We start from the raw sequence: 11,509 nt of genomic DNA on the forward strand, positions 1-11,509 counted from the left end.
GCGCCGGCCCCCGCGCCGCCCGCCTCGCCGGTCGTCATCGTCGTGCCGCCGCAGCCCGAGCCGGCCGACCAGGTGGCGCGCCAGGTGCTGGCATACCACGAGCAGTTGCGTCAGATGTCCGCGGCCGACCTGGGCAACGAGATCACGCGGCTGAACGCCGTCGTCAGTGCCAATGCCGCCGCGGCGCCCACCGGCGCGGTGGTCGAGCTGGCGCTCGCGCTGGCGCAGCAGCACAACGGCGGCGACGTCGCGCGCGCGGTGCAATTGCTCGAATCGGTCGTCAAGGTCGGCGGCGCGCCCGAGCAGCAGCCCTGGCAGCCGATGGCGCGGCTGCTGCTGGGCCGCATCGCCGAGCAGCGCCGGCTCGAGGACCTGTTCAACCGCGAGGCGGCGCAGCGCCGCGACCAGCAGCGCACGCTGCAGCAGCTGAACGAGAAGCTCGAGGCGCTGAAGGCCATCGAGCGCAGCATGACCACGCGCCCCGGCGCGCCCGCGTCGGCCACCACGCCGGGTGCGGCCTCCGCCGCCAACGCCGCGTCGGCGCCCGCGGCCCCGAAGGCGCCCTGACCGGCCGCCCGCCCATGGCCAACATCCTGCTGGTCGACGACGATCCTGACCTGCTGAAGCTGCTGTCGATGCGCCTGAGCGCGGCCGGCCACCGCGTCACCTCGGTCGAGTCGGCCGAAGCCGCGCTGACGCAGCTGGCCGTGGCACGCCCGCAGCTGGTCGTCAGCGACGTGCAGCTGCCCGGGCGCGACGGCCTGGCGTTGTTCGACGAGATCCGTGCGCGGCATCCGGCGCTGCCGGTGATCCTGCTGACGGCGCACGGCACCATCCCCGACGCGGTCGAGGCCACCGCGCGCGGCGTATTCAGCTACCTGACCAAGCCGTTCGACGGCAAGGCGCTGCTCGACAAGGTGAACCAGGCACTGGCGCTCGCGCCGCCGGTGCCGCACGCGGAGGACGGCGACGGCGCGTGGCGCGCCGCGATCGTCAGCCGCTCCAGCTGCATGACCGAGCTGCTGTCCGAGGCCAAGATGGTGGCCGCGTCGGACGCCAGCGTGCTGATCCGCGGCGAGAGCGGCAGCGGCAAGGAGTTGCTCGCGCAGGCCATCCACCGTGCCAGCCCGCGCGCCGCCCGGCCCTTCGTCGCGGTGAACTGCAGCGCGATCCCCGAGGCCTTGCTCGAATCCGAGCTGTTCGGCCACGTCAAGGGCTCGTTCACCGGCGCGGTGGCCAACCACCGCGGCCTGTTCGTCACGGCCGACGGCGGCACGCTGTTCCTCGACGAGATCGGCGACATGCCGCCGGCCCTGCAGGTGAAGCTGCTGCGCGTGCTGCAGGAGCGCTCGGTGCGCCCGGTCGGCGCGAGCCAGGCGGTGCCGGTGGACGTGCGCATCCTGTCGGCCACGCACCGCGATCTCGACGCGGCGATGGCCGAGGGCCAGTTCCGCGAAGACCTGTACTACCGGCTCAACGTGGTGTCGCTGCACCTGCCGACGCTGGCCGAGCGGCGCGACGACATCCCACTGCTGGTGAACCATTTCCTGGCCAAGCTGGGCGAGAAGTACGGCAAGCGCTTCAACGGCTTCGCGCCCGACGCGATGAAGGCGCTGACCACCGCCAGTTGGCCCGGCAACGTGCGCCAGCTGCACAACGTGGTGGAACAGGTGTGCGCGCTGACGACCACGCCGCTGATCCCGCTGACGCTGGTGCAGCGCGCGCTGCGCGTGCCGTCGGTCGAGGTGCTGACCTATGCGCAGGCGCGCGAGCGCTTCGAGCGCGACTACCTGGTGGGCCTGCTGAAGCTGACCGACGGGAATGCGGCCGATGCGGCGCGCCTGGCCGACCGCAACCGCACCGAGTTCTACCGCCTGCTGCAGCGCAATGGGCTGACGCCGGGGCAGTTCAAGGCGGGTGGCGAAGGCGAGTGAGCTGCGTTCCCGACGCATGCCGTCGTATCACGCATGCCGTTTGCCCTGAGCCTGTCGAAGGGCCTGCCGGCAGGCGGTGATGTTGGTTGCAAGCGCAGGCTTCGACAGGCTCAGCCCGAACGGGACATGGCTTCCGCACCGTTCGCCCTGAGCCTGTCGAAGGGCCTGCCGGCAGGCAGGTGATGCTGGTTGCAGGCGCAGGCTTCGACAGGCTCAGCCCGAACGGGACATGGCCTCCGCACCGTTCGCCCTGAGCCTGTCGAAGGGCCTGCCGGCAGGCGGTGATGTTGGTTGCAAGCGCAGGCTTCGACAGGCTCAGCCCGAACGGAACATGGCCTCCGCACCGTTCGCCCTGAGCCTGTCGAAGGGCCTGCCGGCAGGCGGTGATGTTGGTTGCAAGCGCAGGCTTCGACAGGCTCAGCCCGAACGGAACATGGCCCCGCGCCGTTCCCACCTCGGCGGCCAGCCTACTCTGAGGTCAAGCGCTTGCGGAGTCTTTCCCGTCGTTCCCGCACGGCAAGCGCCATTCGTTCAGCAGCGCTTCGATCTTCGCGTCGTCATGCTGGCGCGCCAGCGCGATCAGGTCGTCGACGTTGCGGTCGTTGACCATCTCGTGGCCGACGCCGCGGCGCAGCGCGCGGTAGATGCCGGGCAGGTCGCCGGGATCCAGCGGCTTGGCGCCCTGGCCGATGGTCTGCAGCGCTTCCAGGTCGGTGGGGGTGTCGGCAGGCGTGTGGGACGGTGGAGCGGAGCGGTTCGAAGCGTTCTTCATCGTGTGCCCTCAACGTGGTGCTGCCCATGCAGCGATGCTGCGAAGCGGCAATCGCCGTTCCCGGACGGTCACCGTGTCCTGTCGATGCAGTGTGCATGTTGCGCCAGCGGGCCGACGATCGCAACGCCTGGCGAGCGACACCTCAGGCGTCCCCGGCCAGCAGCGCCTGCTTGCCGATCACCCACCGCCAGCCTTCGCCATCGCGCGCGAACAGCCACACCGCGTCGTAGCAGTCCTCGTCCCACGGATGGTCCTCGGTCTGCGGCAGGCCGAGCAGCGGGCCGAAGCGGTGGATGGTCTCGTGGCGCCAGCACACCAGCACCGCGCCTTCGGCCTGCGCCGCGCGACGCACCAGCTCGGCCTCGTCGTGGCCCGAGCGCAGGTCGGCCTGCACCCGCAGGCCCAGCGCGTCGGCCAGCGGCGACACCGTCAGCGCCGGGCGCTGGCTGCGCGGGTGCGAGGCGGCGGCGAAGATGTCGCTCGGCGCGACGATGCGCGGGTCGGCACCCGAATGGGCGCGCGGGGCGAAGAAAGGCACCAGCGCGCCGGCCCGCTGCCAGCCGCGCACCGACAGGCCCGATGCATCGGCGCGCCCTTGGCCGTCGACCGCCTGCTCTTCGCTGCCGCGGGCCGGCTTCTCGGCATGGCGGATGATCATGATGCGTTGCACGCTGTGCTCCTTGCGGCAGGGACCGGATCGCGGCGCTTCGCGGCCGAGATCACGACCTGGTGCACCAGGTCCAGCTTCTCGACCACCGGTGCCGGGATCACGAAAGGATAGCCATCGCGCAAGCCAAGGCTGCGCGACATCGCGTTGATGAACTGCGAGATCGGCAGCCAGCGCTGGATCAGCGCCGGCTCGAAGGCGCCGTCGTGCGGCAGCAGGGGCTTCGCGGTGACCGGTTCGCCGCCCGGCGAGGCGAGGCGCAAGCCCCAGGCCGCGGCTGTTTCCAGGCCGTCCTGGATGTGCAGGTAGTGGGCCCAGCACTCTGCCCAGTCTTCCCACGGGTGCGAGCTCGCGTACGCACTGACGAAGCGCTCGGGCCAGTCGGCGCGCGGCGCGGCATAGTGCGCCGCGAGCGCCTGCGCATAGTCGGCGCGCTCGTCGCCGAACACGCTGCGAAAGCGCTCGAGCCACGGCGTGCCGCCGACCAGCAGGTCCCAGTAGTAGTGGCCGATCTCGTGCCGGAAGTGCCCGATCAGCGTGCGGTAGGGCTCGTGCAGCCGCGTGCGCTCTTCCTCGCGGCGCGCGTCGTCGGCCTCGTCGATGTTCAGCGTGATGGTGCCGTTGTCGTGGCCGGTCATCACGCGCTGCGCGGGCGTCAGTTCTTCGAGGAAGCGGAACGACAGCCCGTGCGCCGCGTCCTCGGCCTTGCTGCGCACCGGCAGCCGCAGCGACAGCAGGCTGTAGACCATGCGGCGCTTGGCCTGCTCGATCAGCGCCCACGACACGCGGTTCTCCGGCTTGCCGAGCGCGGGCAGTACATCGGTGGTCCGGCACGAGACGCAGAACGGCGCTGCGTCGCCGGCCGGCAACATCCAGTTGCAGGTCTGCGCGTTGTTGTAGTTGCTGCAGGGGCGCTGGGGCGCGGCACCGTCGCGCAGCCGTGTCCAGGCGCCATCGGCGGCGATCTCGAACGCGGCCATCGCCATCTCGCCCGGCACGAAGCCGAGCGCCGCACCGCAGCGCTCGCAGGCCACGTTCTCGAAGAACACGCGCATGCCGCAACGCTCGCAGGCCAGGGTCTTCATGCGAGGAGCATACGGGCGCCGCCCCGGCACGGACGTAGGACGATGGCGCGTCCGTGGCGCCGGCTCCCCCGCAAGGGGGTGGCGCCCAGAAGGGTGGGTGGCGGTTCCTGTCACGAAAGCTCCCGCACAATGACTGCAGGGACGAAGAAAAGGGGATTGCCCATGATGTTCACGCTGCGTGTTGCGCCCGACTGGGCGGAACAGATCCGGAAGATCCGCGATGCGGTGACCGAAGACACCAACCTGATCCGTTTCGACAACGGCTTCTACCGCGTCTGCCGCGCCGGCGACGCGATGTTCCAGATCCGCGTGCTGCCCGGCGTCGACGGCGCGCGCGGCGTCGAGCTGCAGCTGCGCGAACGCGACCTGTACGTGATGCGCATCGACGGCCGGCCGTTCGAAACCTATGCCGCCACGCTCGACCAGCGGCGGCTGCAGGCGCCCACGCTCGACGATGCGCTGATCAAGTTGCCGCGCGCGGCCGGGGCCGAGCTGTTCGAGGCCCAGTCGCTGGTGGTGCTGTGCGTGGCCGAGTCATTGCGCAATGACCACATCGCCACGCGCATCGGCCAGCTGGTGCGCAAGGTCACGACCGGCCTGGTCGGCGCGCCGGTGCACCTGCCGGTGTCCGAGCTGCTGACCGAGGTGCGAGTGTGGGGCCAGGCCAGCGAGGCCGTGTTCGCGGCGCTGTCGTCCACCGCGCGCGGCATTGCGCTGAAGCGGCGCGTGGAGCTGACCCCCTTGCAGCGCCACTTCAGCGAGCGCGTCGACCTGGCCCGCGTCAGTGCGGCGCTGCAGCCGTGGGCGCGCGCCGTGAAAGTGCTGAAGCGCCCCAAGTAGGACGCTGCCTCAGCGCACCACTCCGCAGCCCTTCAGCAGCTCCACCAGCCGGGCCTGGATGGCCTGGCGCGACTGTGGGTTCGCGAACTCGCTGCGCGACATCAGCTGCGTACCGGCCGGCGTCTTCTTGAAGCGCTCGATGTCGGCGATCTCGTCGTCGGTGTACGACGCCATCGGCGGCACAAGACGGTCGCCGGCGTCGAGCTGCGCCTGCGCGACGCTGCGGTCGGCGTACTTGCGGCCGGCCGGCGTCGCGAGGAATTTCTCGATGCTGTCGATCTCGCCGGCACTCCAGTTGTCGGCAACGGCGGCTTCGAACACCGGCACCAGCGCCACCGGCTGCAGCGACTGCACGCAGGTGGCCGCATCGCGCGGCACCTTGCCGTCTTGCTGCGCATCGCGCATCGCGCTCTGCACGCCGAGCAGCGTCGACTTCGCGAGCATCGTCGCGCTGGCCGTCGGTGCGGCCAGGGCGGCAGGGGACCAGGCCTGGGCGGCCAGCAGGAGGATCAGGGGCACAAGCGTGGTTCGTCGCATGGGGTGCTGCGGGTGCGTGAAGACAGGCCTGCGATGCTAACGCGCCGGGCAGGCCGCCCCGCTGTCGATCCAGGCCTGGATCAGCGCACCGAACTGCGCCTGCGTGCCCGGTGCCGGCTCGCGGTTGCCGCCCGGCTGCCAGCCCCAGCCCACCAGCGAATCCTCGGCCATGTGGTGCTGGATCTCGGCCAGCGTCTTGCCGCCGTTGCGCCGCCGGTCCTTGATCTGCGTGCAGATCTGCCCGAGCGACTTGCCCTGCCAGGCCATGCTCGCGGGCGCCACGTGCCACAGCGGGTGGCCCGGGATGTTGCCCGGCTCGAAGTTGCCCGCGTGGTGGCAGCTGGTGCAGCGCAGGCCCACGGCCCCCTTGTCGTCGGCACCGCGCACCACCTTGGGCTGGTGCGGATGCATGTCGCCGGCCTGCGTGGGCCGCTCGCCGGCGGGGTGGCAGTTCATGCAGCGCGGGTGCTGGATCACCTTGCCGGCCTCGGTGAACAGCGCACGCGAGCGCTCGGTCGGGTTCGTGATCGACGAGAACGCCGAGGGCGGCTGCAGGTCGGCGGCACCGGCCTGCAGGCTGGACGCTGCGCAGGCGACTCCGGCCAGCGTCAATGCCCCCGCGCGGATCAAGCTTTTCATGGCCTCTCCCCGTGGTGATCGGAGCAATGAGGATACTGACCGACCTCAAGCCGTTGCAGGAGCATGGACATGCCGGTCACGCTGAACGTGAATGGACAACGCCACGCGCTCGACGTCGATCCCGAGACGCCGCTGCTGTGGGTGCTGCGCGAGGATGTCGGCCTCACCGGCACCAAGTACGGCTGCGGCGTCGCGCAGTGCGGCGCCTGCACGGTGCACCTCGATGGCGAGACGCTGCGCTCGTGCTCGATGCCCTGCGGCCAAGCCCAGGGCCGCCAGGTGACGACGATCGAGGGCCTGTCGTCGCGGGCCGCCAAGGCGGTGCAGAAGGCCTGGGTCGAGCTCGACGTCGTGCAGTGCGGCTACTGCCAGTCGGGCCAGATCATGTCGGCCACCGCACTGCTCGAGAAGAACAATCGACCGACCGATGCCGACATCGATGCGGCGATGGCCGGCAACATTTGCCGATGTGCCACCTACCAGCGCATCCGCGCGGCGATCCACGCCGCGGCGGCGCAGATCTGACAAGGAGCGCCGCATGCACCCGCTGATGCAACAACTGCAACTGGATGCGATCGCGCCTGTCCCGCAGGCGCCCTCCGGCCTGACGCGCCGCGCGCTGCTGGCCGGCGCGGCCGAGCTGGTTGTCCTGGCCGGCGGCACCGCGTCGCTGGTGCCGCTGTCCGCGCAAGCCGCGCAACCCGGCGCCGAGGGCGCGGCCACCGGCCCGCTGGCGCCGAACGCGTTCGTGCGCGTCGGCAGCGACAACATCGTCACCGTCGTCTGCAAGCACCACGAGATGGGGCAGGGCAACACCACCGGCCTCGCGTCGATGGTGGCCGACGAGCTGGATGCCGACTGGGCGCTGGTGCGCACCGAGTACGCGCCGTCGAACCCCAAGCTCTACAACAACCTGGCATTCGGCGAGCTGCAGGGCACCGGTGGCTCGTCGGCGATCTCCAACTCGTTCATGCAGATGCGCAGCGCCGGCGCCGCCGCCAGGGCGATGCTGGTGAATGCCGCGGCACAGGCCTGGGGCGTGCCGGCCGCCGAGGTGCAGGCGCGCAACAGCGTGCTCAGCCACCCGTCCGGCAAGCGCGCCACCTACGGCGAGATGGCCGAGGCCGCCAGCCGGCTCGCGCCGCCCGACAAGCCGGTGCTGAAGACGCCGGCGCAGTTCAACCTGATCGGCCGCGACAAGGCGGCGCCGCGCGTCGACTCGCCGTCCAAGTGCAATGGCACCGCCATCTACACCATCGACGTGAAGCTGCCGGGCCTGCTGAGCGCGGTGATCGCATGGCCGCCGTCGTTCGGCGCCAGGCTGGTGTCGTTCGACGCGACGAAAGCGAAGCAGGTGAAGGGCGTGACCGACGTGGTGCAGGTGCCCGAGGGCGTCGCGGTGGTTGCCACCGGCACCTGGGCCGCAATGCAGGGGCGCAAGGCGCTCGGCGTGGTGTGGGACGAATCCACGAGTGGGTCGCTCGATTCCGAGGCGCTGCTGGTGCAATACCGGCAGCAGGCGGCGCAGCCCGGCACCTCGTTCGCGCAGGCCAGGCCGGCGCCGGCGGTGCGGGCCGCGAAGACCCTCGAGGCCGTCTACGAGTTCCCGTTCCTCGCGCATGCGGCGATGGAGCCGATGAACTGCGTCGCCTGGCTGCACGACGGCCGGCTCGAGACCTGGTCGGGCCACCAGTTCCCCACCTTCGACCACATGCTGGCCGCGAAGGCGGCCGGGTTGCCGATGGAGAAGGTGACGCTGCACACGCTGGTGTCCGGCGGCAGCTTCGGGCGGCGCGCCAATGCCTACAGCGACTTCACGGTGGCGGCCGTCAACGTTGCCAAGGCGATCGACGGCCGGGCGCCGGTGCGACTGCAGTACACGCGCGAGGACGACATGGCCGCCGGGCTGTACCGCCCGCTGGTGGTGCACAGCGTGAAGGTGTCGCTCGACGCGGCGAACAAGGTGTCGGCCTGGGACCACGCGATCGTCGGCCAGTCGATCGTCGCCGGCACCGCGATGGCGATGATGATCAAGGATGGCGTCGACCCGACCTCGGTCGAGGGCGTGGCGCCCACCATCTACCAGCTGCCGATGCTGAGCGGGCGGCTGCAGTCGCCGGTGCTCGCGGTGAAGCCGCTGTGGTGGCGCTCGGTCGGCAACACGCACACCGCCTACGTGATGGAGACGATGATGGACGAGCTGGCCAAGGCGGCCGGCCAGGACCCGCTCGCGTTCCGGCTGTCGCTGCTCGAGAAGGATGGCCGCGCCGCCCGGGTGCTCAAGCTCGCGGCCGACAAGGCGCGCTGGGGCCGGCCGATGCGCACCGGGCGCGCGCAGGGGCTGGCGGTGCACGAATCGTTCGGCTCCTTCGTCGCGCAGGTGGCCGAGGTGTCGATGGCGAAGGGCAAGCTGAAGGTCGAGCGCGTGGTCTGCGCGGTCGACTGCGGCATCGCGGTCAATCCCGACATCGTGCGCGCGCAGATGGAAGGCTGCATCGGCTTCGCGCTCGGTGCGCTGTACTACGGCGAGATCGAGCTGAAGGGCGGGCGCGCGGTGCAGCGCAACTTCGACACCTACCGCTCGCTGCGCATCCACGAGATGCCGGTGGTCGAGGTGCACATCGTGCCGAGCACGGCGGCACCGAGCGGCGTCGGCGAGCCGGGCGTGCCGCCGCTGGCACCGGCGGTGGCGAACGCGCTGGCGCGCCTGGGCGGGCCGCGCGTGCGGCGCCTGCCGCTGGCGCGCGCCGGCCTGGTCGACGTCTAGCGCGCCGTCTTGCCGGTCGCCATCAACGCGCTGTCGATCGCCTCGTTCAGCTTGTCCACCGCGATCGGCTTCGTGATGTAGCGGAAGAAGCCGCCGGCCAGGCCGCGCGCCACGTCGCCGGCCATCGCGTTGGCGGTCAGCGCGATCACCGGGATGTGCGCGGTGCGCTGGTCGGCGCGCAGCACGCCCAGCGCGTCGCTGCCGTTCAGACCCGGCAGGTTGATGTCCATCAGGATGATCTGCGGCAGGTGCGCGCGCGCCAGCTCGATGCCCAGCTGCGCATCCGGTGCCGACATCTGCTCGACGTCGCCGCGCAGCGCGACGATCTCGCCCACCAGCTGCAGGTTGGCCGGGTTGTCCTCCACGTACAGCAGCAGCGGGCTGTCGCCCTTGCGGTTCGTGCCGGCCTCGCGCAGCTCGCCGAAATCGGTGGCCGCCGCCGGCAGCGCCGGCGCCTCGGCCTCGCGCAGCTCGACGCGGAACACGCTGCCGCTGCCCGGCGTGCTGCGGACCTCGATGCGCCCGCCCATCAGCTCGACCAGGCGCTTCGTGACGACCAGCCCGATGCCGGTGCCCTCGACGTTGCCGGCCTCCTGGCCGAGGCGGTTGAACGGCTGGAACAGCAGCGCCAGCTGCTCCGGGCGCAGCCCGCGCCCGGTGTCCTGCACCGAGATGGCGACGCGATCGGGCGGCAGCGGCTCGCAGTCGACCACCACCGTGCCGCCCTCGCGGTTGTACTTCACCGCATTCGACAGCAGGTTCAGCAGCACCTGCTTCAGCCGCGTGCGGTCGACGATGACGCTCAGCGCCACCTCGTCCGGGAACGACATGCGGATGCCGCGCTGGCCGGCCGACGGGCCGATCATCGTCTCGCACTCGCGCAGCATCTCGGCCAGCCCCACCGGCTCCAGCGACAGCATCATGTTCGACGACTCGATGCGCGCCAGGTCGAGGATCTCGTTGATGAGGTTCAGCAGGTGCCGTCCGGCCTTCAGGATCTGATGCGTGAACTCGATGCGCTTCGCGTCGGGCAGCGCATGCGCGTTGGCCTCCAGCAGCTGCCCGAAGCCGAGGATCGCGTTCAGCGGCGTGCGCAGCTCGTGGCTCATGCTGGAGAGGAACTCCGACTTCGCGCGGTTGGCCTTCTCGGCCGCCTCGGTCGCGTGCGCCAGCTCGCGGTTCGACGCCTCGAGCTGCGCGGTGCGCTCGCCGACGCGGCTCTCGAGCTGCTCGTTGAAGCGCATCACCTCCTGCTGCGCCTCGCGCCGGTGTTCCACCTCCAGCTCGATCTTCAGCAGCGCGTGCCGGTTCTCCAGCGCATGCCGCTCCACCTCGTCCATCATGCGGTTGAACGAATCGACCAGCACGCCCACCTCGTCGTCGCTGATGCGCTGTGCGCGCCGCGAGTAGTCGCGCTGCTCCACCACCTCGCGCGCGACGCCGGCGATGTCCAGGATCGGGCGCGTCACGATGCGCTGCAGCCACTGCGTCAAGGCCCAGGCCAGCAGCATCGCCAGCGCCGCCACCGCCGCGGCGATTCCGGCGTAGTCGACGATGCGGTCGTGCAGCGCGTAGTCGGCGCGCAGGTAGACCGTGCCTAGGAACTCGCCGCCGCTGACGATGCGCCGGTACACCAGCAGGTCGCGCCCGTCGACGCTCTCGCCGTCGGACTGCGGGTACGACGGGTAGCGCGCCTCCACGGGCCGTGCCGCCCAGGTCGCGAACAGCTTGCCCGACGCGTTGTAGATCGCCGCCGCATGCACCTGCGTGCGAAAGCGCAGCAGCCCGAGGTTCTCGGCCGCGACCTTCGGGTCGTCGAAGGCCAGCGCCGGCGCGATCGTGCGGCCCAGCAGCTCGGCCTGCGTGCTCACGTCGGCGGTCCAGCTGCGGTGGTATTCGCGCAGGTTGTAGACCACCATCGCCGCCAGCGCGACCGACAGCGCCACCAGTGTCGTCAGCAGCACGACGCTGGTCAGCTTGGCCCGCAGCGACCGGCCCCAGTGGATCCTCATGTCGGCCCCGCGTGAACCTTGCGCGCCACCGCCAGCAGCCGCGCGCTGATCTTCAGGCCGGCCTGTTCGGCCACCGCGGGCGCCACGTCGAAGCGCACCTTGTCGTCGACCACGACGAAGGTGATCGCGGTGCCGGTCGCCGCCGCGTCGTCCGATTCGCCGACCGTCAGCAGCGGCTGGCCGCGGGCCGCGGCGAGCACGCCGGGCAGCCGGCGCGCCGCGGCGCGGCCGACGAACAGCACGTGCAGGCCGGTGG

At 71.1% G+C, this 11,509-nt stretch carries 12 protein-coding genes; 5 read left to right on the plus strand and 7 right to left on the minus strand.

Features of this window, described 5'->3' with window-relative positions; genetic code table 11:
- Positions 1-567 (plus strand): hypothetical protein (locus tag AC1DYN_RS29325; protein ID WP_477965759.1); only part of this gene is annotated, 567 nt, incomplete at its 5' end.
- Between the two features lie 14 nt (positions 568-581).
- A complete protein-coding gene (locus AC1DYN_RS29330; protein WP_477965761.1) occupies positions 582-1,934 on the plus strand; it encodes a sigma 54-interacting transcriptional regulator in 1,353 nt (450 codons plus the stop codon).
- 478 nt (positions 1,935-2,412) lie between these two features.
- Here the strand turns inward: AC1DYN_RS29330 and AC1DYN_RS29335 are convergent, their stop codons facing one another.
- The 3 genes from AC1DYN_RS29335 to AC1DYN_RS29345 all read right to left on the minus strand — a co-directional run bounded on the left by AC1DYN_RS29335 (position 2,413) and on the right by AC1DYN_RS29345 (position 4,458).
- Complete coding sequence (locus AC1DYN_RS29335) at positions 2,413-2,706, minus strand: hypothetical protein (RefSeq protein WP_477965763.1); 294 nt, start codon at positions 2,704-2,706, stop codon at positions 2,413-2,415.
- 142 nt (positions 2,707-2,848) lie between these two features.
- Complete coding sequence (locus AC1DYN_RS29340; protein WP_477965765.1) at positions 2,849-3,376, minus strand: histidine phosphatase family protein; 528 nt, start codon at positions 3,374-3,376, stop codon at positions 2,849-2,851.
- Positions 3,361-4,458 (minus strand): zinc-binding metallopeptidase family protein, encoded by a 1,098-nt coding sequence (locus AC1DYN_RS29345; RefSeq protein WP_477965767.1) that lies wholly within the window; start codon positions 4,456-4,458, stop codon positions 3,361-3,363. The genes AC1DYN_RS29340 and AC1DYN_RS29345 overlap by 16 nt, the downstream gene beginning before the upstream one ends.
- 162 nt (positions 4,459-4,620) lie before the next feature.
- Between AC1DYN_RS29345 and AC1DYN_RS29350 the strand changes: the two genes are divergently transcribed.
- Complete coding sequence (locus tag AC1DYN_RS29350) at positions 4,621-5,298, plus strand: ribosome-inactivating family protein (protein WP_477965769.1); 678 nt, start codon at positions 4,621-4,623, stop codon at positions 5,296-5,298.
- 9 nt (positions 5,299-5,307) lie between these two features.
- Here AC1DYN_RS29350 and AC1DYN_RS29355 read toward each other — a convergent pair whose 3' ends face one another.
- On the minus strand, positions 5,308-5,817 hold the full coding sequence (locus AC1DYN_RS29355; protein WP_477965771.1) for a hypothetical protein: 510 nt from the start codon (positions 5,815-5,817) through the stop codon (positions 5,308-5,310).
- Positions 5,818-5,871: 54 nt separating this feature from the next.
- The gene (locus AC1DYN_RS29360) at positions 5,872-6,474 is read right to left on the minus strand and encodes an Isoquinoline 1-oxidoreductase subunit (protein ID WP_477965773.1); all 603 of its coding nucleotides are present in this window, start codon (positions 6,472-6,474) and stop codon (positions 5,872-5,874) included.
- Between the two features lie 69 nt (positions 6,475-6,543).
- Between AC1DYN_RS29360 and AC1DYN_RS29365 the strand changes: the two genes are divergently transcribed.
- Both AC1DYN_RS29365 and AC1DYN_RS29370 read left to right on the plus strand, forming a co-directional pair.
- A complete protein-coding gene (locus tag AC1DYN_RS29365) occupies positions 6,544-6,999 on the plus strand; it encodes a (2Fe-2S)-binding protein (protein WP_477965775.1) in 456 nt (151 codons plus the stop codon).
- A gap of 25 nt (positions 7,000-7,024) precedes the next feature.
- The gene (locus AC1DYN_RS29370) at positions 7,025-9,241 is read left to right on the plus strand and encodes a xanthine dehydrogenase family protein molybdopterin-binding subunit (protein ID WP_477965781.1); all 2,217 of its coding nucleotides are present in this window, start codon (positions 7,025-7,027) and stop codon (positions 9,239-9,241) included.
- Here AC1DYN_RS29370 and AC1DYN_RS29375 read toward each other — a convergent pair.
- Positions 9,238-11,253, minus strand: a complete 2,016-nt coding sequence (locus AC1DYN_RS29375; RefSeq protein WP_477965777.1) for a sensor histidine kinase, YfiR-like protein-associated — start codon at positions 11,251-11,253, stop codon at positions 9,238-9,240. The genes AC1DYN_RS29370 and AC1DYN_RS29375 overlap by 4 nt on opposite strands.
- Positions 11,250-11,509, minus strand: a 260-nt coding sequence (locus AC1DYN_RS29380) for a YfiR family protein (protein WP_477965779.1), incomplete at its 5' end; no start/stop codon positions are given. The genes AC1DYN_RS29380 and AC1DYN_RS29375, both read right to left, overlap by 4 nt.

It is taken from the genome of Rhizobacter sp. P2_D12 (genome assembly GCF_056404395.1).